The organism is Pseudomonas sp. TH41 (assembly GCF_016650695.1).
Lineage (GTDB): Bacteria > Pseudomonadota > Gammaproteobacteria > Pseudomonadales > Pseudomonadaceae > Aquipseudomonas.
On sequence record NZ_JAEKFH010000007.1, the window covers coordinates 161763 to 184582 of the forward strand.

At 58.7% G+C, this 22820-nt stretch carries 19 protein-coding genes; 10 read left to right on the forward strand and 9 right to left on the reverse strand.

Going from position 1 to position 22820, the window contains the following annotated elements:
• Window positions 1-320: 320 nt before the first annotated feature.
• A complete protein-coding gene (locus tag JFU37_RS31090; protein ID WP_201120257.1) occupies window positions 321-923 on the forward strand; it encodes a cold-shock protein in 603 nt (200 codons plus the stop codon).
• Between the two features lie 74 nt (window positions 924-997).
• Here JFU37_RS31090 and JFU37_RS27780 read toward each other — a convergent pair whose 3' ends face one another.
• Together JFU37_RS27780 and JFU37_RS27785 are read right to left on the reverse strand one after the other, a co-directional pair.
• Window positions 998-1204 (reverse strand): SlyX family protein, encoded by a 207-nt coding sequence (locus JFU37_RS27780; RefSeq protein ID WP_201120259.1) that lies wholly within the window; start codon window positions 1202-1204, stop codon window positions 998-1000.
• A 3-nt stretch (window positions 1205-1207) separates the two neighbouring features.
• On the reverse strand, window positions 1208-1633 hold the full coding sequence (locus tag JFU37_RS27785) for an HIT domain-containing protein (protein WP_201120268.1): 426 nt from the start codon (window positions 1631-1633) through the stop codon (window positions 1208-1210).
• 915 nt (window positions 1634-2548) lie between these two features.
• Between JFU37_RS27785 and JFU37_RS27790 the strand changes: the two genes are divergently transcribed.
• Window positions 2549-3880 carry an OprD family porin gene (locus JFU37_RS27790; RefSeq protein ID WP_201120278.1) on the forward strand — a complete coding sequence of 444 codons (1332 nt, stop codon included), beginning with the start codon at window positions 2549-2551 and terminating at the stop codon, window positions 3878-3880.
• 63 nt (window positions 3881-3943) lie between these two features.
• Here the strand turns inward: JFU37_RS27790 and JFU37_RS27795 are convergent, their stop codons facing one another.
• On the reverse strand, window positions 3944-4786 hold the full coding sequence (locus JFU37_RS27795; RefSeq protein ID WP_201120280.1) for a mechanosensitive ion channel family protein: 843 nt from the start codon (window positions 4784-4786) through the stop codon (window positions 3944-3946).
• 151 nt (window positions 4787-4937) lie between these two features.
• Window positions 4938-5423: a YajQ family cyclic di-GMP-binding protein gene (locus JFU37_RS27800; protein WP_060539637.1), complete on the reverse strand. Its 486-nt coding sequence runs from the start codon at window positions 5421-5423 to the stop codon at window positions 4938-4940.
• 141 nt (window positions 5424-5564) lie between these two features.
• Between JFU37_RS27800 and JFU37_RS27805 the strand changes: the two genes are divergently transcribed.
• Genes JFU37_RS27805 through JFU37_RS27815 form a run of 3 tightly spaced genes read left to right on the forward strand, consistent with a single transcriptional unit; the run spans window position 5565 to window position 9148 of the window.
• Complete coding sequence (locus JFU37_RS27805) at window positions 5565-6482, forward strand: putative 2-dehydropantoate 2-reductase (protein ID WP_201120281.1); 918 nt, start codon at window positions 5565-5567, stop codon at window positions 6480-6482.
• A gap of 45 nt (window positions 6483-6527) precedes the next feature.
• Window positions 6528-8564, forward strand: a complete 2037-nt coding sequence (locus JFU37_RS27810) for a sensor histidine kinase (RefSeq protein WP_201120289.1) — start codon at window positions 6528-6530, stop codon at window positions 8562-8564.
• A 2-nt stretch (window positions 8565-8566) separates the two neighbouring features.
• On the forward strand, window positions 8567-9148 hold the full coding sequence (locus JFU37_RS27815) for a cob(I)yrinic acid a,c-diamide adenosyltransferase (RefSeq protein WP_201120291.1): 582 nt from the start codon (window positions 8567-8569) through the stop codon (window positions 9146-9148).
• Between the two features lie 133 nt (window positions 9149-9281).
• Here the strand turns inward: JFU37_RS27815 and JFU37_RS27820 are convergent, their stop codons facing one another.
• The 4 genes from JFU37_RS27820 to secA form a co-directional block, all read right to left on the reverse strand.
• Window positions 9282-10226 (reverse strand): Nudix family hydrolase, encoded by a 945-nt coding sequence (locus JFU37_RS27820; RefSeq protein ID WP_201120293.1) that lies wholly within the window; start codon window positions 10224-10226, stop codon window positions 9282-9284.
• Window positions 10223-10855, reverse strand: a complete 633-nt coding sequence (locus tag JFU37_RS27825; RefSeq protein WP_201120295.1) for a glutathione S-transferase family protein — start codon at window positions 10853-10855, stop codon at window positions 10223-10225. The genes JFU37_RS27820 and JFU37_RS27825 overlap by 4 nt, the downstream gene beginning before the upstream one ends.
• A 163-nt stretch (window positions 10856-11018) precedes the next feature.
• Window positions 11019-12236 (reverse strand): bifunctional glutamate N-acetyltransferase/amino-acid acetyltransferase ArgJ, encoded by a 1218-nt coding sequence (gene argJ / locus JFU37_RS27830; protein WP_201120297.1) that lies wholly within the window; start codon window positions 12234-12236, stop codon window positions 11019-11021.
• Between the two features lie 120 nt (window positions 12237-12356).
• Window positions 12357-15092, reverse strand: coding sequence for a preprotein translocase subunit SecA (gene secA / locus JFU37_RS27835; RefSeq protein WP_201120299.1), 2736 nt, complete (start codon window positions 15090-15092; stop codon window positions 12357-12359).
• Window positions 15093-15399: 307 nt separating this feature from the next.
• On the opposite strand from secA, the gene JFU37_RS27840 reads away from it, so the two are divergent.
• Window positions 15400-15855 (forward strand): DUF721 domain-containing protein, encoded by a 456-nt coding sequence (locus JFU37_RS27840; RefSeq protein ID WP_201120301.1) that lies wholly within the window; start codon window positions 15400-15402, stop codon window positions 15853-15855.
• 104 nt (window positions 15856-15959) lie between these two features.
• Here JFU37_RS27840 and JFU37_RS27845 read toward each other — a convergent pair whose 3' ends face one another.
• The gene (locus JFU37_RS27845) at window positions 15960-17447 is read right to left on the reverse strand and encodes a helicase HerA-like domain-containing protein (RefSeq protein ID WP_201120302.1); all 1488 of its coding nucleotides are present in this window, start codon (window positions 17445-17447) and stop codon (window positions 15960-15962) included.
• Between the two features lie 185 nt (window positions 17448-17632).
• Between JFU37_RS27845 and JFU37_RS27850 the strand changes: the two genes are divergently transcribed.
• From JFU37_RS27850 to JFU37_RS27865, 4 genes are all read left to right on the forward strand, one after another.
• Entirely contained in the window at window positions 17633-19522 is a 1890-nt protein-coding gene (locus JFU37_RS27850) for a methyl-accepting chemotaxis protein (protein ID WP_201120304.1), read from the forward strand.
• A gap of 166 nt (window positions 19523-19688) precedes the next feature.
• Window positions 19689-20813: a glycosyltransferase family 4 protein gene (locus JFU37_RS27855; RefSeq protein ID WP_201120306.1), complete on the forward strand. Its 1125-nt coding sequence runs from the start codon at window positions 19689-19691 to the stop codon at window positions 20811-20813.
• Window positions 20806-21582 carry a DUF2334 domain-containing protein gene (locus JFU37_RS27860; protein ID WP_201120307.1) on the forward strand — a complete coding sequence of 259 codons (777 nt, stop codon included), beginning with the start codon at window positions 20806-20808 and terminating at the stop codon, window positions 21580-21582. The genes JFU37_RS27855 and JFU37_RS27860 overlap by 8 nt, the downstream gene beginning before the upstream one ends.
• Complete coding sequence (locus JFU37_RS27865; protein WP_201120309.1) at window positions 21579-22574, forward strand: lysylphosphatidylglycerol synthase transmembrane domain-containing protein; 996 nt, start codon at window positions 21579-21581, stop codon at window positions 22572-22574. The genes JFU37_RS27860 and JFU37_RS27865 overlap by 4 nt, the downstream gene beginning before the upstream one ends.
• The last annotated feature ends 246 nt before the right edge of the window (window positions 22575-22820 follow it).

Sequence of the window (22820 nt, forward strand, 5' to 3'; positions counted from 1 at the left end):
ATAAGAACAAAGCCATGTCTTATAAAAGCGCAGGCGCAAAGGTATATCCAGATGACTTTATGACCATCAACGTAGGATAAGCCAACAACTGTTGGGAGATTGCGGAGAGCGTCCTACGCCCTCGGCGTACCGCCGGACTCCCTGATTTGAGTAGCCGCAAGCTTTACTGTTAAATAGGCAGTGTGTCGCCGGTACCTATTTTTTCCGGGTGCTGCGCATAGGCTGATACCAGGTACGTGCCCAACGCCTCTTATTGTTCTGAAGCGAACCGTGCCTCATCAGCTCTTCCTTGTGATCCGTCTTAACGTGAGTTAATCAAAATGTTGAAAATCGTCCACCTGCTAATGGGCGCAGCAGCCTTGCTGCTGTCCTTCATCCCTAGCCTGCGATCCGAAGCTGCTCCTTACCTGCAACAACCTGATGCGCTGTACCTGGCCTTTTTCGGCCTGCTTAACCTCACCCTGGCTCCGGTCATCCCGTATTGGAACAAAGGTCCGCGTCATCAACTGCAAAACCTGGTCAGTGCCCTGCTCGTGCTGGCTGTCGTCCTGCAAACCTTGACGCTGATCGCGCCGATGCCTGTCATCGCTGGTCAACCTGCCGTTCTGTTCAGCCTGATTGCTGCCCTGATCGCCGTTCTTCTGCACCTGGCCATCAGCTTCTACAAATCTTCACCCGCCGCCGCTTCGCCAAGCTATGACATGAGCAATCGCGATACCGGCACCGTCAAGTGGTTCAACACCTCCAAAGGCTTTGGCTTTATTTCCCGTGATTCCGGCGATGATATTTTCGTGCATTTCCGCGCTATTCGCGGCGAAGGCCACCGCGTCCTGGTCGAAGGCCAGCGCGTGGAGTTCTCCGTGATGAATCGTGACAAGGGCCTGCAAGCCGAAGACGTGATCGCCGCATTGCCGCGACGCTGATTCAAGGCTGAAAAAAACCGCGAGCAGCCAGGCTGTTCGCGGTTTTTTATTGCCTGTGCTTTGTTAAAAACAGCTCAGTAATGCGGCGGTGGCGCTTCTTCTTCAAACGTTTCGAACTGGCCGGCCATTTCTTCCTGGCGCTTGAGCAACGCCGTCATTTGCAGTTGCAAACGCTCAACAGCACGCTGCTGCACCGCCAGCACATCACTCAATGCCTGGATAGTGTCATCCTGAAACGCCAACTGGCTCTCCAGATCGGTAACGCGTTCTTCCAGGCTCATTACTCAACCCTCCAGAAACGTAAAGTTGTCGGTCAATACCAGGCGCAGCCGTTCGCGAATCGACGCGATCTGCTCTGCACTGTACGGCTTTGCCGGATGCTTACCCCAAACCGGGGCTGGCCAGGCGGCGTCCTCGCGTTTGCGCACAATCACGTGCATATGCAACTGACTGACAACGTTACCCAAGGTTGCAACATTCATCTTGTCGGCGTCGAACGAGCCTTTGAGCATTTGCGCCAGTGCGGTTGTTTCCTGCCACAGCAACTGTTGATCTGCGACACCCAACTGAAATATCTCACTGATATCGTCGCGACGTGGCACCAGGATGAACCAGGGGTAGTTCGAATCATTGGACAAGAGCAGACGGCAGAGCGGGAAGTCCCCGATCGGTAACGTGTCTTGTTGAAGTCGTGGATCTAAAGCGAACACTGTGCGCACTCCCGCCGGGTCATCATTTTTAGCTTAGCGCCCATCCCGAGAGACGGCGCACCAAGCGACTGGACGGCAGCATACCTGCGAACGTCGGCTGCTTCACGACGAACCATGGTCATGGTCCGCCCGATCCCCCTGGATCAGCCGGACGTACGCCCCGACATGAGACATTTTCCGCTGGAACGCACCACTACAGAACCAGCAATCGCCGAGAAAACGCCGAAGTGACCGGAAAGTGATGATGCGTCCACACTTAACAATGAGCCCTAACTGTATGAATTCAGTACAGCGATAAAAATTTTTTGCACCAAAATCGTACAGAGCGTCTACGCTGATTCCGTCGGGTATCCGCCATTTACTCACGTGTGGGGTGAACCGGTAACGTTTTTGAAGGTCGCGCAGTGTTCCAGGATGGTGCAGCACGATGTAAATCATGGCGTCAAGCCCAAGTGGTAGGTGCTTGAGCCCCCCGGTTTTATGGGGTTTTTACAGCGTCGGCCAGGTGTTCAGAAAAAAAAACAGCAAATAGCTGTTTTGTGCACGCTTGTTGCATTCACACTCACATCGCCTTTGAGGCAGCCGCTGGAAGTGGACGCCTCAAGGGAAATAAAAATAGTGGCAGGGTTGCCCGATGGAGATTCAAACGTTTCACCAGGGACTCTTTTTACCGATGTTCAGGCCCTGGAAAACAACGTTAAAGTTGTCAGTCCGCTTGCGTCGGGGCTGTAAATTTGCGACATCTACCAATCAGTTTGCGACTAGGTCGTAAAGAAGCTGAAAGGTTAGGTACGCAAGTATCGCCAACATGGTCGGCGTGATATAAGTTTGCGCCGACACAAAAAGAAAGAGCCGCCCAGATAATAAATCAGGTGGGACGGCAGTACTCTTATAAAACCAAAGGAGCAAATCACGATGCGCGTGATGAAGTGGAGCATGATCGCACTGGCAGTTGCAGCAGCAGCCAGTACTCAGTTGGCAGTAGCCGCACCTTTCGTAAGCGACCAGGCAGAAGCCAAAGGTTTTGTTGAAGATAGCAAGCTCGACTTGCTGGTTCGCAACTACTACTACAACCGTAACAAGAAAGACGGCGCAACCGACGACAAAGACTGGACCCAGGGCATCCAGGGCATGTTCAGCTCTGGCTACACCCAAGGTCTGATCGGTGTTGGCGTTGAAGCTTGGGGTCAACTGGCCATTAAGCTGGACGGTTCCGACAAATATGCAGGCTCCGGTAACATGACCGTGGGCAATGATGGCGAAGTCAACAACAGCCAGGGTAAAGCCGGCGCTGCCGTCAAGGTACGCATTTCCAAGACCGAGCTGAAAGCCGGCGACCTGCAGCCTAGCACCTCCCCGGTATTCGCTGTTGGCGGTTCCCGTATCCTTCATCAAACTGCCAGCGGTTTCCAACTGCAGAGCAGCGAAGTCAAAGATCTTGACCTCGAAGGCGGTCACTTCTACTCGGCGACCAGCCAGGACAGCAACGCCCGTGATGGCGATCTGTGGGCTAACTACGCTGGCGTGCAAGCCAACTCCATCGACTACCTCGGTGGCAAGTACGGCATTACCCCAGACCTGAGCGTTTCGCTGTACGGCGCTAAACTGGAAGACATCTGGAACCAGTACTACGCCAACGCGAACTACACCCTCGCACTGGGTGGCGACAACTCGATCAACTTCGACGGTAACATCTACAACACCCGGGACACCGGTAGCGCTAAAGCAGGCGAAATCAACAACACCGCCTACTCGCTGGCCGCTGCTTACTCGTTCCTGAAAGCACACACCGTCACCCTGGGCTTCCAGAAAGTGAATGGCGATACTCCGTTCGACTATGTCGGCGTGGGTAAAAACAACCGCGGTGGCGACTCGATCTTCCTCGCCAACTCCATCCAGTACTCTGACTTCAACGCCCCTGGCGAGAAATCGGTACAAGTCCGTTATGACCTGAAAATGGCCGAATACGGCGTACCTGGTCTGAGCTTCATGACCCGTTACGTGAAAGGTTGGGACATCGACGGTACCAACACACCGGCGGGCAGTGCCTACACCGGCTTCTACGGTGAAGATGGCAAACACCACGAAACCAACGTCGAAGCCAAGTACGTCGTTCAAACCGGCCCGGCCAAGGATCTGTCCTTCCGTATTCGTCAAGCATGGCATCGCGCCAACCATGACGACGCGTTTGAAGGTAGCGTTGACGAGTTCCGTCTGATCGTCGACTACCCGCTGTCGGTTCTGTAATTGCCGAAAGTTAGTTTGCGGTAATAAAAAAAGGCCCATCTTCGGATGGGCCTTTTTTGTTGCTTACTGCACCGCAGACTCCTGAACCACTCGAATCATCCGCTGTGGGAACGGGACTTCAACACCGGCTGTTTTCAAACGATCACGGGATTGTTCGTTGAACATGAACATCACGTCCCAATAATCCGCCGTCTTTACCCAAACTCGAAGCGAAAGAGTGATCGAACTGTCACCCAGAGTAGAAACCACCGCTTGAGGCGCCGGATCAGCCAATACGCGCGAATCTTTGGCCAGTTCCAGTAACACTTCACGGGCCTTCTGCAAGTCCGCCTCGTAATCAACGCCCACATCAAACACGACTTTACGGGTCGGTTGACGGTTGGTATTGGTGATAATGCCGTTCGACAGATTGCCGTTAGGCACGATGATGGTTTTGTTATCGCCGGTACGCAGTACGGTATGGAAGATCTGGATGCTGTCGACAGTACCGGCAACACCTTGGGCTTCGATCCAGTCACCAATACGGAACGGACGGAACAACAGAATCAGCACGCCGCCGGCGAAGTTGGCCAGGCTACCCTGCAAGGCCAGACCGATGGCCAGACCCGCCGCACCGATTGCCGCAACGAACGACGTGGTTTCAACACCAATCATCGACGCGACGCTGACAATCAGCAGCACCTTGAGAATGATGTTTGCCAGGCTGCTGATGAACCCTTGCAGCGCCAGGTCGGCGTTGCGCAGCGCCAACAGGCCGCCGAGCTTTTGTGTCACCTTGTTGATCAGCCACCAGCCGACGGCCAGGGTGATGACCGCCAGGAGCACGCGACTGCCGTACTCCATGATCATCGGGATCCAGGCTTGTGACGCCTTGACCAAGTTGTCTACTTCGGTATTCAAATCCATCTTTTTTCTCCTGGGTTAAGCACAATCCGGGTGGGAGCGGGCTTGCTCGCGAAAGCGGTGTGTCATCCAACAGTGATGTCCACTGACACGCCCTCTTCGCGAGCAAGTCGAATCGTCGCACCGCCGCTCCCACAGGTTCCCGCTTCGAAGGTCAGTCGCGGAAGTTGTTGAACTGCAGCGGCATCCCGAATTCCTTGGCCCGCAGCGCCGCAATGGCTTCCTGCAAGTCGTCACGCTTCTTGCCGGTAATGCGCACCTGCTCGCCCTGAATGGCCGCCTGAACCTTGAGCTTGGCGTCTTTGACGTGAGCGACGATTTTCTTCGCCATCTCTTTGTCGATGCCCTCTTTGAGGACCGCTTCCTGTTTCATCAGCTTGCCCGAGGCAAAAGCATCCTTGACCTCAAGGCACTGCACGTCGATTTTGCGCTTGACCAGGGCCAGCTTGAGGATCTCAATCATTGCTTCGAGCTGGAAATCGGCTTCAGCGGTCAGGTTGACGGTCAGGTCCTTTTCCTTGAACTCGAAGCTGCCTTTACCTTTCAGGTCATAACGACGATCGAGTTCCTTGACGGCGTTCTCGACCGCGTTGGTGACTTCGTGTTTGTCCAGTTCGGATACCACGTCGAACGACGGCATGTAATCTCTCCAATAAAAGGGCGCGTTCAATCACGATAGAGCACGCCTGGCTTGCGGTTAAAATCCGCGCTGATTATAACGGGTCTTTCCCATCATTCACTGCGAGCCTCCCATGCACGCCTCAAACAGAGCAAAAAGCTGATGTCCACCACCTGGCATGTTCTGGGCGCCGGCAGCCTCGGCACTTTATGGGCCGCTCGCCTGGCACGGGCCGGTGCACCGGTCAGACTGATCGTGCGGGACGCGGCGCGCTTGCAGGCGTATGAGGCGGCGGGTGGGCTGACGCTGGTCGAGCACGGGAAAGCCACCACCTACGACATCTCCGGTGAGACACCGGACAGCAACGAGCCGATCAACCGTCTGCTGGTGGCCTGCAAAGCGTACGACGCCGAAAAAGCCGTGGCCCGACTGGCGCCGCGCCTGGCCCCTGGCGCGGAGCTGATTCTGTTACAAAACGGTCTCGGCAGTCAGGACGCCGTGGCGGCCCAGGTGCCACAGGCACGCTGCATTTATGCGTCAAGCACCGAAGGTGCCTTCCGCGAGGGTGACTGGCGTGTGGTATTTGCCGGTCACGGTTACACCTGGCTGGGGGATGCCGGTCACCCCGTGGCCCCCATCTGGCTGGATGACGTGAGCGCCGCTGGTATTCCCCACGAGTGGAGCACCGAGATTCTGACCCGACTGTGGCGAAAACTGGCGCTCAACTGCGCGATCAATCCGCTGACGGTGCTGCACGATTGTCGTAACGGTGGCTTGCAGGAACATCATTGCGAAGTGGCCACCCTCTGCGTCGAACTGACGGAATTGCTGGAACGTTGCGGTCAGCCGGCAGCCGCCGAGGACCTTCAACAGGAAGTCGAACGGGTGATCCACGCGACGGCCGCCAACTACTCCTCGATGCACCAGGACGTCAGTAATCGGCGCCGAACCGAAATCAGCTACCTGTTGGGCCATGCCTGCAAAGTCGCGGCGAGGCACCAGCTGAACCTGCCGCACCTCAATCAGCTTGAGGCAAGGTTGATCACCCATCTGCACAGCCTTGGATTGCCCAGCGACTGAGCAGCGGCTACGCTGGCCACTTGTTCCTATTCAGCGATAAACCTGATGCCATTGCGCCAGCGCCTCGATAACCTTCCGGTCGGCCAGAAACTGCTGGCCGCCCTGCTGGTGCTGTTGACCACCGTTCTGCTGGTCGCCAACCTGACCTTTATCAGCGCCGCGTATTACATCTCCCAGGAAAGCATGGCGCCTCAGGCGTTGCAGACCATCGGCCGTCTGGTATCCAACCCGAGCCTGGTATCAGAGGCTTTGCAGTCACCGCAAAGTGCCGAACGCCTGCTCAATGAGCTCAACAGTTATTCCCCGCTGCGTGCGGCGGCCCTTTATGACGGCAAGGGCGAACGCCTGGCGCAATTGCAGCATGGCGACAAGTTGAATCTGCCGGAGCGTTACCGGCACATCGAATCCTGGCAAGCCACTGAATTCCGCAGCAACCAAATCATCACCCTGCCCCGCCCCGGCACCGCGCCCGGCCACCTGCTACTGGTTGCCAGCAGCGAACTGCCGATGGCGTTCTACACCGGCACGCTGACTGCCAGCCTGGGGATTTTGATCTTCAGCGTACTGTTGTGGCTGGTCATTGCCCGGCAGATAAAACGCCTGATCACGCGACCGATTCATCAGCTCGAAGAATTGTCCCGGCAAGTAACCCGGGAAGAGAACTACGCCCTGCGTGCCTCCCGCGGCAACCACGATGAAATCGGTAGCCTTGCCGAGGCGTTCAACACCATGCTCTCGCGCATCGAGGCGCGCGAACAGCAACTCAAACGGGCCCGGGATGATTCTCAGGCCGCTTATGATCAGGCCCAGGGGTTGGCCGAAGAAACCCGCCACACCAACCGCAAACTGGAACTCGAAGTCCAGGTGCGCAGCAAGATCGAGAAGAAACTCACCGGCTTCCAGAATTACCTCAACAGCATCATCGACTCCATGCCCTCGGCGTTGATCGCCCTCGACGAGCAGCTCTACGTGACGCAATGGAATCAGGAGGCCAGCGCCCTGTCCGGCACCCGTCTCGACGAAGCCCTGAACCAGCCGATTTTCCTCGCCTTCGAACCGCTGAAGCCATTTCTGCCGCAACTCAAGCAGACCGTCGAGCAGCACACCGTGGCCAAGATCGAGCGCGTGACGTGGTTAAAGGACGAAGAACCCAAGCACTACGCCCTGACTTTCTACCCGTTAATGGGGGGGGCCGGGCGTGGCGTGGTGATTCGGATCGACGACATCACCCAGCGCCTGTCGCTGGAAGAAATGATGGTGCAGTCAGAAAAAATGCTCTCGGTCGGTGGTCTCGCCGCCGGGATGGCCCACGAGATCAATAACCCGCTGGGCGCCATCCTGCACAACGTTCAGAATATCCGTCGGCGCCTTTCCCCCGACTTGCCCAAAAACCTCGAACAGGCCGAGCAATCCGGCATCGAACTGTCGACGGTCAACCAGTACCTGCAAGCGCGCGAAGTGCCGCAGTTGCTGGATGGCATCCAACAGGCCGGCGCCCGGGCGGCAAAGATTGTGACCCACATGCTCAGCTTCAGCCGTCGGAGCACCCGGCAAATGGCCCCCTGCGACTTGCCGGCGCTGATCGATCAGGCCGTGGAAATCGCCAGCAACGACTTCGATCTGGCCATCGGCTTCGACTTCAAGGGGCAGGCGATCATTCGCCAGTTCGATCCGGCGTTGGGCCCGGTTCCAGGCACCGCCAACGAGCTGGAGCAGGTGTTGCTCAATCTGCTGAAAAATGCCGCGCAAGCCATTCACCAGCGCGAGGATGACCGCGAACCGGGGCGGATCATCCTGCGCACCAAGCTGAACCCGCCGTGGGCGGAAATCCAGGTCGAGGACAACGGCGTCGGCATGAGCGAGAGCGTACGCAAACGCACCTTCGAACCATTCTTCACCACCAAGGAAATCGGCCAGGGCACCGGCCTGGGCCTGTCGGTCTCGTATTTCATCATCACCAATAACCACAAGGGCCAGATGGAAGTGCAATCGACTCTGGGCCAGGGCACGTGTTTCACCTTGCGCTTGCCCTTGGCGGGCACCCCGGTCGTCTCCCAAGAACTCAATCAGCTATCGAGGTAACCATGGGCTTTCGCTTGTCGAAAATTTACACCCGCACCGGCGACAAAGGGGAAACCGGCCTGGGCGACGGTCGCCGCGTGCCCAAGGACCATCCACGTATCGAAGCCATCGGCGAAGTCGATACGCTGAACAGTCAGGTCGGCGTACTGTTGGCCGGGCTGGAAGCGGAAAGTCACAGGTTTACGGGACTGAACGAAGTGATCGAGGTGTTGGCGCCCTGCCAGCATCGGTTATTCGACCTGGGCGGCGAGTTGGCAATGCCGGTGTATCAAGCGCTGAACACAGCAGAAATCGAGCGTCTGGAAGCGGCGATTGATTTGTGGAATGAAGAGCTGGGCCCACTGGAGAATTTTATCCTGCCCGGCGGTTCGGCGCTGATTGCCCAGGCCCATGTGTGCAGAAGCCTGGCGCGCAGTGCGGAACGACGTTGCCAGCAACTGAATGCGATCGAACCATTGGCCGGCGTTGGGCTGGCCTACATCAATCGGTTGTCGGATTTGTTGTTTGTGGCGGCGCGGCTGATTGCCAAGCGTCAGGGGATTGCCGAGATTTTGTGGCAGCCGGCGGCGAAACCCCAGATTTAGTCGGCGTCCTCAAGGCCGCCTTCGCGGGCAAGCCCGCTCCCACAGGTTCAGTGGTGTGCACAGATTTGTGTACGACGTTGATCCCTGTGGGAGCGGGCTTGCCCGCGATGAGGCCGGCAGCCTCACCGCAAAATCATGCCTCGGGCCAGAATGCCCGAATCCCCGCCACACCCTGGGCACCCGCTTCCCAGGCTTTCTGAAGATCCGCCGGGCCAACGCCACCGAGCAAGAACACCGGCTTGCTGAACCCCTCGATCAAGCTCGAAGCCTGCGCCCAACCCAACGGCTGAGCGTCCGGATGAGTCTGGGTCGGCTGCACCGGCGACAACGTTACGAAGTCCACGCCCATCTGCTCGGCCAGCGTCAGTTCTTCAGCGTTGTGGCAGGACGCCGCCAACCAGCGCGACGCCGGTAGCGGTCGACCCGCCGCCGCGTACTTGCGCAACTGTGCTGCCGTGATGTGCCAACCGGCTGACGGGAAATCGCCCAGCCATTCGAACGGGCCCTTGATCATCAACTGCGCCTTGCCGGCACACAGCCCCGCCGCATCTACCGCCAGATCGCGGTATTTCGGGTCGTAGCCATTGGGCGCCCGGAGCTGGATCAACTTGATACCGCCCGCGATGGCTTTCTGAATTCCACGCAGCAGGGCCGGGGTTTCCAGGTCTTCCGGGGTTATCAGGTACTGCGAAGAGAGGCGCGCGGCCGCAACGATAGGCTGATTGGCCGCCGGAAATTCATAATTCAACAGATCACGCGGCGCCACCCATTCCAATGGTTGACCTTCTGCACCGTGAGGCTCCCCGGAAAAGCCCGAGACTTCCCACACATCCAGCAACACCTGTTTGTCCGGGTAGTCATGGTGAACCTTGATCAGCGGGCGCGCCGCGTTGACCACAATGCCCAGCTCTTCATGGAGTTCGCGAGCCAGCGCGGTTTCGACGGACTCATCGGCTTCGACCTTGCCACCGGGAAACTCCCACAGACCGCCCTGGTGCTGGGTATCGGCACGGCGAGCGATGAGAATCTTGCCACTGACATCACGAATGACGGCGGCGGCTACGTGTACTCGTTTCACTGTGCGACCTCCTCCAGCCCCGCTTTCTGCCAAGCCTTGAAGGCTGGCCATTGATAGATCGTGTTGACGTAAGCCTCGTCCGCCGCCGGCAATTTCACCTGATAGGTACGCAAGCGCACGGCAATCGGTGCGAAAAACGCATCGGCCAGGGTCGCGCCGCCAAACAGGAATGGACCAGGTTCGGTCGCGGCGGCGCGGCACTCGGCCCACAACGCCAGCATGCGTTCAATGTCTGCCTGCACGTCGGCCGGCGTCAGCGACAGCGGTGTGTCACGGCTCAGGTCGAACGGCATGCTGCCGCGCATGGCGAAAAATCCGGCGTGCATCTGCGCGCAGGCCGAACGCGCCTGGGCGCGGGCGGCAATGTCTTTGGGCCAGAGGCCTGCGTCGGGGAATTGTTCGGCCAGGTATTCTGCAATCGCCAGGGAATCGGCGATGGTGCCGTGTTCGGTTTTCAACAGCGGGACTTTGCCGGTTGGCGAATGCCTGAGCAGACGTTCACGGGTGTCCGGCTGGTTCAGCTTGATCAATTCTTCGGTGTAAGGAGCGCCGACCAGGTCGAGGGCCAGTGCGCCGCGCAAGGACCAGGAGGAAAGCAGTTTGTCGCCGATGATCAGGTGGAGGCTCATGTTCGGGACCTTTTGATGAAGGGAAACAAGCCAGTCTGGGTGGTGACTGGAAGTCCGCCTTCGCGAGCAAGCCCGCTCCCACATTTGATCGCATTTCTACTGGAAGCACTCAGTCAAATGTGGGAGCGGGCTTGCTCGCGAATAAGGCGACTCGGTTTGGAGATTACGTACGGTACTCGGCGTTGATCTTCACGTATTCGTGGGACAAGTCGGTGGTCCAGATTGTTTCGCTGCAATCACCGCGACCCAGTTCGATACGGATGGTGATTTCTTCCTGCTGCATCACCGCCGCGCCTTGGGCTTCGGTGTAAGTCGCGGCACGCGCGCCACGGCTGGCGATGCACACGTCGCCGAGGAACACGTCGATCTTGCTCACGTCCAGGTTCGGCACACCGGCACGGCCGACGGCGGCCAGGATACGACCCCAGTTCGGATCGGAGGCGAACAGTGCGGTCTTGATCAGCGGCGAGTGAGCCACGGTGTATCCAACGTCCAGGCATTCCTGGTGATTGCCGCCGCCGTTGACTTCTACGGTGACAAATTTGGTCGCGCCTTCGCCGTCGCGAACGATGGCTTGGGCCACGTCCATGCAGACTTCGAACACGGCTTGCTTCAGCAGGGCGAACAGCGGACCGCTCGCTTCGGTGATTTCCGGCAGTGCTGCCTGACCGGTGGCGATCAGCATGCAGCAGTCGTTGGTCGACGTGTCACCATCGATGGTGATCCGGTTGAACGACTTGTTGGCACCGTCCAGCAGCAGGTTTTGCAAGACGTCGCGGGAGACTTTGGCGTCGGTGGCGATGTAGCCGAGCATGGTTGCCATGTTCGGACGAATCATGCCCGCACCTTTGCTGATCCCGGTGACGGTGATGGTCACGCCGTCATGCTGGAACTGGCGGCTGGCGCCCTTCGGCAGGGTGTCGGTGGTCATGATGCCAGTGGCGGCCGCTTCCCAGTTGTTGACCGACAGATCGTCGAGGGCGGCTTGCAGCGCGCCTTCAATCTTCTCGACCGGCAGCGGTTCGCCGATCACACCGGTGGAGTACGGCAGCACCAGGCTGGCATCGACACCGGTCAGCTCAGCCAGTTTGGCGCAGGTGCGCTCGGCGGCGGCGAGGCCAGGCTCACCGGTACCCGCGTTGGCATTGCCGGTATTGGTCAGCAGGTAACGCACCGGACCTTGCACGCGTTGCTTGGCCAGGATCACCGGCGCTGCGCAAAAGGCGTTTAGGGTGAACACGCCTGCCACGGTAGAACCTTCGGCACAGCGCATGACCACCACATCCTTGCGCCCCGGGCGCTTGATGCCGGCCGAGGCGATACCGAGTTCAAAACCGGCAACCGGGTGCAACGTTGGCAAAGGACCAAGACCAACAGCCATGAAAGCGCTCCTTAAAAAGATGTCAGCACCGTCGTCAGGAAGAACGGTGGTTTAAATGGCAAAACGCCGCGACGGCTTATGCCGGTCGCGGCGCGGGTATTTCAGCGTATGAAACGGGTTTTACTGGATCTGCCCGTGACAATGCTTGAATTTCTTGCCCGAACCGCAGTAGCACAGTTCGTTACGGCCCAGCTTCTGTTCGTTGCGTACTGGCGCGGTGGCGAGGGCAACATCAACCTCTTCACCCAGCAGCTCCGGTTGTTCAAGACCCGGTGCTTCGTCGTGCTGGAACTGCATGCGTGCCGCCAGCGCTTCGGCTTCCTGGCGCAGGCGTTGCTCTTCTTCGATTGGATCTTCGCGGCGAACCTGAACGTGCGACAGCACACGGATCGAGTCGCGCTTGATCGAATCCAGCAGCTCGGAGAACAGCGTGTAGGACTCGCGCTTGTACTCCTGCTTCGGGTTCTTCTGCGCATAACCACGCAAATGGATGCCGTGACGCAGGTGATCCATGGTCGACAGGTGGTCTTTCCACAGGTCGTCGAGCACGCGCAGTACAATTTGCTTCTCGAAGGTGCGCAGCGCTTCGGCGCTCGCCTGCTCTTCTTTCTCGTTGTACGCAGCCAGCAATTCGTTCAGCAGCTTCTCGCGCAGGGTTTCTTCGTACAGGTGGTCGTCTTCGTCGAGCCATTGCTGGATCGGCAGCGCCACACCGAAATCGCTCTGCAGCGCGGCTTCCAGGCCCGCCACATCCCACTGCTCAGGCAGCGACTGCGGTGGAATGTGTGCGCTGACGGTGGCGTTGAGCACGTCCTGACGGAAGTCGGCAATGGTTTCGCCGATGTTGTCAGCAGCCAACAAACTGTTACGCATGTGATAGATCACTTTACGCTGTTCGTTGTTGACGTCGTCGAACTCAAGCAGCTGCTTACGAATGTCGAAGTTGCGGCCTTCAACCTTGCGCTGAGCCTTCTCGATGGCGTTGGTCACCATGCGGTGTTCAATCGCTTCGCCAGGCTGCATGCCCAGGGCTTTCATGAAGTTCTTCACCCGGTCAGAGGCGAAGATGCGCATCAGGCTGTCTTCCAGCGACAGGTAGAAACGGCTGGAACCGGCGTCACCCTGACGACCGGCACGACCACGCAGCTGGTTGTCGATACGGCGCGATTCGTGACGTTCGGAAGCGATGACCTGCAAGCCGCCCGACTCGAGCACTTGCTGGTGACGTTTCTGCCAGTCGGCCTTGATCTGGGCGATTTGCTCAGGGGTCGGGTCTTCCAGCGAAGCAACTTCCACTTCCCAGTTGCCGCCCAACAGGATGTCGGTACCACGACCGGCCATGTTGGTGGCGATGGTCAGTGCGCCTGGGCGACCGGCCTGGGCAATGATCTCGGCTTCTTTTTCGTGGAACTTGGCGTTCAGAACCTTGTGTTCGATGCCTTCCTTGTTGAGCAGGCTGGACATGTGCTCGGAAGTTTCGATGGTTGCAGTACCCACCAGCACCGGACGGCCGTGGGTCATGCATTCCTTGATGTCGTTGATGATCGCCGCGTATTTCTCTTCGGCGGTCAGGAACACCAGGTCGTTGTAGTCTTTACGCGCCAGTGGCTTGTTCGGCGGGATAACCATCACCGACAGACCGTAGATCTGGTGGAATTCGAACGCTTCAGTGTCAGCGGTACCGGTCATGCCGGACAGCTTGTTGTACAGACGGAAGTAGTTCTGGAACGTGGTCGACGCCAGCGTCTGGCTTTCGGCCTGGATGTTCAGCTCTTCCTTGGCTTCGATGGCCTGGTGCAGACCTTCGGACAGACGACGACCCGGCATGGTACGACCGGTGTGTTCGTCGACCAGGACAACCTGACCGTCCTGCACGATGTACTCGATGTTGCGATGGAACAGTTTATGCGCGCGCAGACCGGCATAAACGTGAGTCAGCAGGCCCAGGTTGTGCGCCGAATACAGGCTCTCGCCTTCAGCCAGCAGGCCGATGCGGGTAAGCGTTTCTTCGACGTACTGGTGACCGGCTTCATTGAGTTCGACCTGGCGGGTCTTCTCGTCGACGGTGTAGTGCCCAGCCTTGGTCACTTCGCCTTCCACTTCTTCGATGTGCAACTCGAGCTGCGGGATCAGTTTGTTGATCTCGATGTACAGCTTGGAGCTGTCCTCGGCCTGACCGGAAATGATCAGCGGGGTACGGGCTTCGTCGATGAGGATCGAGTCGACTTCGTCGATCACGGCAAAATTGAGTTCGCGCTGGAATTTTTCTTCCATGCTGAACGCCATGTTGTCGCGCAGGTAGTCGAAACCGAATTCGTTGTTGGTGCCGTAGGTAATGTCGGCGGCGTAAGCCAGACGTTTCTCTTCCGGCGGCTGGAACGGCGTAACCACGCCTACCGTCATGCCGAGGAATTCGTAGAGCGGACGCATCCAGTTGGCGTCACGACGGGCCAGGTAGTCGTTCACGGTAACAACGTGCACGCCTTTGCCGGACAACGCGTTCAGGTAAACACCCAGTGTCGCCACCAGGGTCTTGCCTTCACCGGTACGCATTTCCGCGATCATGCCTTCATGCAAGGTCATGCCGCCGATCAGCTGGACATCGAAGTGGCGCATACCCATGACGCGCTTACCGGCTTCGCGGGCGACCGCAAAGGCTTCTGGCAGCAGCTTGTCGAGGTCTTCCCCTTTGGCGATGCGGGCCTTGAACTCATCTGTCTTGGCACGCAATTGATCGTCCGAAAGGGCCACCATTTGCTCTTCGAAGGCATTGACGAGTTGCACCGTCTTGAGCATGCGTTTGACTTCACGCTCGTTCTTGCTTCCAAAAAGTTTCTTTAACAAAGGCGCAAACATATCGGCAGGATCTTCCACACTAAAGGGATGGAGGGCGGCCCCGTGAGTCGCCCGTGCAGCCCTCATGGCCGCATGCGAACGAGCATTCTACCCGGAAACGATGGTGAGGAAAGTGGCGTTATTCCACGATGCTGGCACAGCGCTGTGACGGGGCTCACTTAAAATAAGGGCTTTTTACTGAACTTCAAGCCATTCACGGCATAAGTTACTTGTTGATTTAATGGGTAAAGCGCTCGCAAAGCAATGGGTCGGGCGAATCGGGTGCTTTCTGCTACCATGGCAGCTCTGTTACTTCAGGTGTCTGATCATGGCATTTCGCCCTCTTACGGCCAGAGCACCCGCCGTTCTGCTTCGCGAAGCCAAACCGCTGAAAGCCATCTTTGGCCATGCTCAACGCCTGGGTCATTTACAACGTCTGCTGGAAAGCCAATTGCAGCCCGCCGCGCGCGAGCACTGCCATGTGGCTTCATGGCGCGAAGGCAGTTTATTGCTGATTGTCACCGACGGTCATTGGGCTACCCGCCTGCGTTACCAGCAAAAACGTCTGCAACGGCAATTACAGATGTTCGACGAATTCGCCAGTTTGACGCGGATTCTGTTCAAGGTGCAGCCACCCACGGTTCAGCAAGGGGCGGCGGGGCATACCATCAGTTTGTCCAGCGATGCGGGTGCGACCATTCAGGCTACGGCTGAGGGGATTAGCGATCCGAATCTTAGAGCGGCGCTGGAGCGACTCGCGGCTCATGCGAAACCCAAGGAATAGAAGCAAGATCAAAAGATCGCAGCCTTCGGCAGCTCCTACAGGGTGAACGCAATCCAATGTAGGAGCTGCCGAAGGTTCGGGCCGCGTTCGGACGATCTTTTGCTTTAGCGGCGCTTGCTGCCACCGAGCAATGAGCCCATCAAGCCGCGTACCAATTGTCGGCCCAACTGATTAGCCGCCTGTCGCATCGCCGATTTCAGCGCCTGCCCTGCCGCCGTACCGAGGAACTCCCCAGCCTTGTCGGTGAAGCTTGGCTCTTCAGCGGCGGGCTTGCCCGGCGCCGCTTCAGGCTCTGGCGCCAGACCTTTGCGCCCCATCAGCACTTCATAAGCCGACTCACGATCGATCGGCTTGTCATACCGCCCCTGCAACGGTGAACTGGCGATTAACGCCGCACGCTCGGCTTCGCTCAAGGGCCCGATCCGCGATTGCGGCGGCGCGACCAGGACGCGCTGGACCATTTCCGGTGTGCCCTTGTCTTGCAAGGTGCCGACCAGCGCCTCGCCGATCCCCAGTTCGGTCAGCACCGACAACGCGTCGAACGCCGGGTTGGGACGGAAGCCCTCGGCCACCGCTCGCAGGGACTTCTGCTCTTTTGCGGTAAACGCGCGCAAGCCATGCTGGATACGCAGGCCCAATTGCGCCAGCACGTCATCCGGCAAATCGCCGGGCGATTGGGTGACGAAATACACGCCCACGCCTTTTGAACGAATCAGCCGCACGACTTGTTCCAGGCGATCCTGCAACGCCTTGGGCGTCCCCGCGAACAACAAGTGTGCCTCATCGAAAAACAGCGCCAGCAACGGTTTGTCGGCATCGCCGCGTTCCGGCAGTTGCTCGAAGAGTTCGGCCAGCAACCACAGCAAGAACGTCGCGTAGACCTTCGGCGCTTCGTGGACCAGACGACTGGCGTCGAGCAAGTGAATGCGCCCACGGCCATCGGCGGTCGGTTGCAGAATGTCTTCGAGTTGCAAGGCCGGTTCGCCGAACAGTGCTTCGGCACCTTGCTGTTCCAGGGTCGCCAGACGCCGCAGCAGCGCCTGGCTGGAACCGGTGGTCATCAGCGCGGCGTCGTCACCGAGCAATTCGGGGTGGTCACGCAGGTGATTGAGCAGCGCCTTCAAATCCTTCAGGTCCAGCAGCAGCAACCCTTCGCGGTCCGCCACCTTGAAGGCGGCGTACAGCGCCGATTGCTGGCTGTCGGTCAATTCCAGCAGGCTGCCCAGCAACAAGGGGCCCATTTCACTCAAGGTTGTGCGCAATGGATGACCGGACTGACCGTGAACATCCCACAGAGTCACCGGATACGCCTGAGGCTTGTAGTTCAGCCACGGCATCCCGGCGATGCGCTCGGCGATCTTGCCTTGAGGGTTGCCGGCGGCGCCCAGACCGCACAGGTCGCCTTTGATATCGGCGGCAAACACTGCCACGCCAGCATCGCTGAACGCTTCGGCCATGCGTTGCAAGGTCACGGTTTTACCCGTCCCGGTGGCGCCCGCGACCAGACCGTGACGGTTCGCCAGGCGCATGGCCTGAGCAATCGGCTGCCCCGCGAGATCGGCACCGATAACGAGTTGCAATGAATCAGGCATTTGGTCACCTATGGTTAATCTTTGATCCTTCACGGCCGATAGAGCAAAGCAAGAGACCCAACGGATAACAAGGTCTGACGTTCCGCATGGAGGCCTGGAATACACAATTCGCGCCTACGCGTACCCACTTTGCGCGAGTTAACAGCAACACGCCCCAAATAAGACCTTAGCGGACACTCCAAGCTATGAACAAAAATCTGCGTTTCAGCCATAAAATCCTGCTTGCCGCCGCGCTCATCGTCATCGCCGCGTTCGCCTCGTTCACTCTGTACAACGACTATTTACAGCGAAACGCCATTCGAAAGAACCTGGACCACTACCTGCAGGAGATGGGCAGAGTCACTGCCAACAACATCCAGACCTGGCTGGCCGGTCGTAGCTTGCTGATCGAAAATCTGTCGCAAACCGTTGCAATGAACCCCGATACCGACAACGTTGCCAAACTGCTTGTGCAGAAGGCCGTAACGTCGACCTTCATGGGCGCCTACTTGGGCAATAAGGATGGTTCTTTCATCATCCGTCCAGATAGCAAGATGCCCGATGGCTATGACCCTCGCGCTCGTCCTTGGTACAAGAGTGCGCAGAGCGCCAGCGGTCCTGCATTGACGGAACCGTACATTGATCTGGCCTCTGGCCAACTGGTGATTTCCATCGTTGACAGCGTGGTCAAGGATGGACAGAACATGGGTGTGGTCGGTGGCGACTTGAGTTTGCAAGTGATTGCAGACAGCCTCAAGGCACTGGACTTCGACGGCATGGGGTATGCCTTTCTGGTCAGCTCGGACGGCAAAATCCTGGTACACCCCGACAAAGCGCTGGCGATGAAATCGCTCAAGGAGGTTTACCCGCAGGACACGCCTGTCATCAGCAGCGACCTGAGCGAAATCCAGGTGGATGGCAAAACCCGCATCATGACCTTCACCCCGATCAAAGGGCTGTCGTCGGTGAACTGGTACATCGGTTTGTCCGTGGACAAGGACAAAGCCTTTTCCATGCTCAGCGAGTTCCGTACTTCAGCGATCATCGCAACCCTCATTGCCGTGGCGATCATCATTGCGCTGCTGGGTATGCTGATCCGTATCCTGATCCAGCCATTGAACGTCATGACCCGCGCCATGGCCGACATCGCTGACGGTGAAGGCGACCTGACCAAACGCCTGACCATTCAGAACAACGACGAGTTCGGCCTCCTCGGCACCGCGTTCAACCGTTTCGTGGAGCGTATTCACGGTTCGATCCGCGAAGTGTCCTCGGCGACCGGGCAAGTCAACGAAGTGGCCTTGCGCGTCGTGGCCGCCTCGAACTCGTCGATGTACAACTCCGACCAACAAGCTTCACGCACCAGCAGCGTTGCCGCGGCGATCAATCAGCTCGGTGCCGCCGCCCAGGAAATCGCCCGCAACGCCGCGCAAGCATCCAGCCAGGCCAGCGATGCCCGCAGCCTCGCCGAAGACGGCCAGCAAGTGGTGGATCGCAGCATTGTCGCGATGAATCAGCTATCGAACATGCTTAGCGCCTCCAGTACCAACATCGAATCGCTGAACAGCAAAACCGTGAACATCGGGCAGATTCTCGAAGTGATTACCAGCATTTCCCAGCAAACCAACCTGCTGGCGCTCAACGCGGCCATTGAAGCTGCGCGTGCCGGTGAAGCCGGGCGCGGTTTTGCCGTGGTGGCCGACGAAGTTCGCAACCTCGCGCACCGCACCCAGGAATCGGCGCAACAGGTACAGACCATGATCGAGGAGCTGCAAATCGGCGCTCGTGAATCCGTCAGTACCATGAGCGACAGTCAGCGCCACAGTCAGGAAAGCGTCGAAATCGCCAACCTGGCCGGCGAACGCCTCAACAGCGTGACTTTGCGCATCGGCGAAATCGACGGGATGAACCAGTCGGTAGCGACGGCGACCGAGGAGCAGACGGCGGTGGTCGAGTCGATCAACGTCGACATCACCGAGATCAACACACTGAACCAGGAAGGGGTGGAAAACCTGCAATCGACGTTGCGGGCATGCTCAGACCTGGAGCAGCAGGCGGCGCGCCTTAAACAGTTGGTAGGCAGTTTCCGTATCTAGCGTCTGATCTGGCCCCTTCGCGGGCAAGCCCGCTCCCACAGGTTCAGCGCGAACCCATGTGGGAGCGGGCTTGCTCGCGAACGCGCCCTCCCCCGTCAACGCAAAACCCCAACCGAACATCTATCCTTCATAAAGGTCAACCAAGGGAGAACAACGGACCGGAGGGATGCTCATCGTGCATATCGCTGACATAACCATGTTCTACGCCCCTGCCAGCGGTGGCGTGCGCACTTATCTGGATGCAAAACACCGTCGCCTGGGCATCAAACCGGGCATTCGCCATAGCCTGCTGATTCCGGGTCCTTCCTTAAGTGAACAGGATGGCGTCTACACAGTTCCGGCCCCCGCCCTGCCCTTCGGCAAGGGGTATCGCTTTCCCCTCCGCCTCGCGCCCTGGCGCAATGTTCTGCAGGACTTGCAGCCCGACCTGATTGAGGTCGGCGATCCTTACCTCACCGCGTGGGCGGCTCTGGATGCTAAGCGCCAACTCGACGTGCCAGTGATCGGCTTTTATCACTCGGACCTGCCACTGCTGGTCAGCAACCGCATGGGCAATTGGGTCACCGGGAATGTCGAAGCTTATGTCAGCAAGCTTTATGGCAACTTCGACCGGGTTCTGGCGCCGAGCCGGGTCATGGCCGACAAACTGATCGGCCTGGGGGTGAAAAACGTTTTCGTGCAGCCCTTGGGCGTGGACTTGCAAACCTTCAACCCCGGCTTACGCGATTCCGGTCTGCGGGCCGAATTGGGCATCGATGAAAATACCCACCTGCTGATCTTCGCCGGGCGTGGCTCCAAGGAAAAAAACCTGCCGGTGCTGCTCGACTGCATGAGTCGGCTGGGCCGACGTTATCACCTGCTGCTGGTCGGTTCATCGATGCCGGCCGTGGTACCGGACAACGTCACCGTGATTGATGATTTCTGCCCGGCGACGCACGTTGCGCGATTGATGGCCAGTGCCGATGCGCTGCTGCACGCAGGCGATCAGGAAACGTTCGGCCTGGTGATTCTGGAAGCCATGGCCAGTGGCATTCCGGTCGTGGCCGTGGCGGCCGGGGCTTTTCAAGAGATTGTCACCGATCAATGCGGCCTGCTCTGCACGCCGAACAATCCGTTGGCAATGGCCAACGCAGTACGCGAGTTATTCACCTCAGGCAGCGCTGTTCTCGGCAAGCACGCCCGCAGCCATGTTGAGCGGCATTACTCGTGGGACACCGTGGTCAACAGCCTGCTGGGGCACTATCACGCCGTGCTCGGCAGCCACCAATGGCCGCTGGCCGCCAATGGTTGAGCTCATGAACGCACGCAGCCTTTTAGTGGTGCTGCATGATGTTGCACCGCCAACCTGGGCCGATTACCAACCCTTCGTTGAAGCCGTCGACGCGCTGGGCGAGGTGCCGCTGACTTGGCTGGTGGTGCCGAATTTTCACAAGCACAACGGCCTGGATGCCCATCCGGGATTTCGACGCCTACTCACCCGGCGGGTTGCCCGGGGTGACGAATTGGCGTTGCACGGTTACTTCCATTGCGATGATGCCCCCTCTGCGAACAATCCCCGCGACTGGTTCATGCGGCGCGTCTACACCCACGAAGGTGAGTTCTACAGCTTGTCCCGGGAAGCGGTATGGACCCGCCTGCGCGCCGGCATCGAAGTGTTCCGGCGATTTGACTGGCCGCTGGAGGGTTTCGTCGCCCCGGCCTGGCTGATGAGCGACGGCACCCGCGAGGCCTTGCGCCAGTTACCGCTGAACTACACCAGCGACCCGCAACATCTCTATCGTTTGCCGGATTTCACCGCGATCGATGCCCCGGGCCTGGTCTGGAGTGCACGCAGCGCCTGGCGCCGAGGCCTGTCAAAACTCGTCAGCGATCATCGCGAACAGCGCTGGCGCCAGGCGCCGGTGATTCGCCTCGGCCTGCATCCGGTGGACATGCGCCATGAGTTCTCCCGCACTTACTGGCTGCAAACCCTCAAGCGTTTGCTCGACGAGGGCCGTGTGCCGATGACCAAGGCCGGGTGGCTGGCATCGCACAGCGACCGCATCGGTCGCGCCGCATGAGTCGCGGGATTCTGCTGCTCGTCGCCCTGCTCGCTGCAGTGCTGATTCCACTGTTGCTTGGCGGTAATCAGACAGCGTCGCGCCTGCAAAGCTTTCCGCTGACCTGGCTGTTGATCATGTTCGGCATGATTCTGCTGTGCTGGGTGGTAAACACAATGCGCTTGCGCTTGTTGCTGGGGGACCAGCGCGACAAGGTGAGTCGGTTCAAAAGCCTCGGCGTGGTAATGGCCGCCGAGTTCGCCTATTGCGCCACGCCCGGCGGCAGCGGTGGACCGCTGACGATCATGGCGTTGTTGGCACGCAATGGCGTGCGCCCGGCCAGGGGTAGTGCCGTGTTCGCCATGGATCAGCTGAGCGATTTGCTGTTTTTCCTCTGTGCGCTGAGCGGGATCCTGATTTATGCACTGTTCCAGCACCTTAGCCAGCGCATGGAATGGCTGCTGACCGTGAGCGCCATTTCCTTGTTCGGCGGGTTGATCAGTTGTGGGCTGATCGCCCACTACCACCGGTTGCTGATTCGTCTTGGCGGCCGTTTGCTCGCTCGCTTGAATGTCAAAGCCACCACGCGCCTGCGCTGGGCACGCAAACTCCTGCACTTCCTGGCGGCGTTTACAGAAACGTTGAAATTGCCTTTTCAGACGCTGATCAAGGTCTTTGCCCTCACCTGCCTGCATTGGGTCTTACGCTACAGCGTGCTGTATCTGGCGTTGCGCGGGCTCGGGGCGGACTTGCAGTGGGCCTGGTGTTTTCTGATCCAGATGCTTTCTCTGAGCGCCGGGCAGTTCAGCCTGTTGCCGGGCGGTGCAGGGGCGGCAGAGCTGACGTCGGCGGCGCTGTTGGCGCCCATGGTCGGAAAATCCACCGCGGCGGCGGCGATTTTGATTTGGCGGGCGGTGACCTATTACTTCTACCTGGTGGTCGGTGGCCCAGTATTTTTGCTGATGCTGGGGCGGCCGCTGCTGAAGAAGTTGATGAAGGTTAAGCAGGCTTAGGAGCCTGGGGGGCTTGGTCTTGCTATGGCTGAGGATTTTTTGAATGTGTACATATCCGTTTTTTTGATTGCTGCGGCTGGCGGTTTCGCTCTTACAGCGAGTCACTTTTGACAAACGCCCGGAGTGCCGGCCCAGTCAAAAGTAACCAAAAAGTCTTGCCCCTCCATTCGGTGCCTCGCTAAGGCTCGGCATGCCCTCACTCCGGCATTGCTCCGGGGGCCCGCCGCCATCCTTGCCGCGGTGCCC

Excerpts from the sequence above, each read along its gene's own strand:
- JFU37_RS27845 (WP_201120302.1), bottom strand. The coding sequence starts at position 17,447 with ATGCCTGATTCATTGCAACTCGTTATCGGTGCCGATCTCGCGGGGCAG.
- JFU37_RS27850 (WP_201120304.1), top strand. The coding sequence starts at position 17,633 with ATGAACAAAAATCTGCGTTTCAGCCATAAAATCCTGCTTGCCGCCGCG.
- JFU37_RS27810 (WP_201120289.1), top strand. The coding sequence starts at position 6,528 with ATGCCATTGCGCCAGCGCCTCGATAACCTTCCGGTCGGCCAGAAACTG.
- argJ (WP_201120297.1), bottom strand. The coding sequence starts at position 12,236 with ATGGCTGTTGGTCTTGGTCCTTTGCCAACGTTGCACCCGGTTGCCGGT.
- JFU37_RS27815 (WP_201120291.1), top strand. The coding sequence starts at position 8,567 with ATGGGCTTTCGCTTGTCGAAAATTTACACCCGCACCGGCGACAAAGGG.
- JFU37_RS27790 (WP_201120278.1), top strand. The coding sequence starts at position 2,549 with ATGCGCGTGATGAAGTGGAGCATGATCGCACTGGCAGTTGCAGCAGCA.
- JFU37_RS27780 (WP_201120259.1), bottom strand. The coding sequence starts at position 1,204 with ATGAGCCTGGAAGAACGCGTTACCGATCTGGAGAGCCAGTTGGCGTTT.
- JFU37_RS27795 (WP_201120280.1), bottom strand. The coding sequence starts at position 4,786 with ATGGATTTGAATACCGAAGTAGACAACTTGGTCAAGGCGTCACAAGCC.
- JFU37_RS31090 (WP_201120257.1), top strand. The coding sequence starts at position 321 with ATGTTGAAAATCGTCCACCTGCTAATGGGCGCAGCAGCCTTGCTGCTG.
- JFU37_RS27860 (WP_201120307.1), top strand. The coding sequence starts at position 20,806 with ATGGTTGAGCTCATGAACGCACGCAGCCTTTTAGTGGTGCTGCATGAT.
- JFU37_RS27805 (WP_201120281.1), top strand. The coding sequence starts at position 5,565 with ATGTCCACCACCTGGCATGTTCTGGGCGCCGGCAGCCTCGGCACTTTA.
- JFU37_RS27865 (WP_201120309.1), top strand. The coding sequence starts at position 21,579 with ATGAGTCGCGGGATTCTGCTGCTCGTCGCCCTGCTCGCTGCAGTGCTG.
- secA (WP_201120299.1), bottom strand. The coding sequence starts at position 15,092 with ATGTTTGCGCCTTTGTTAAAGAAACTTTTTGGAAGCAAGAACGAGCGT.
- JFU37_RS27825 (WP_201120295.1), bottom strand. The coding sequence starts at position 10,855 with ATGAGCCTCCACCTGATCATCGGCGACAAACTGCTTTCCTCCTGGTCC.
- JFU37_RS27855 (WP_201120306.1), top strand. The coding sequence starts at position 19,689 with ATGCTCATCGTGCATATCGCTGACATAACCATGTTCTACGCCCCTGCC.
- JFU37_RS27840 (WP_201120301.1), top strand. The coding sequence starts at position 15,400 with ATGGCATTTCGCCCTCTTACGGCCAGAGCACCCGCCGTTCTGCTTCGC.
- JFU37_RS27800 (WP_060539637.1), bottom strand. The coding sequence starts at position 5,423 with ATGCCGTCGTTCGACGTGGTATCCGAACTGGACAAACACGAAGTCACC.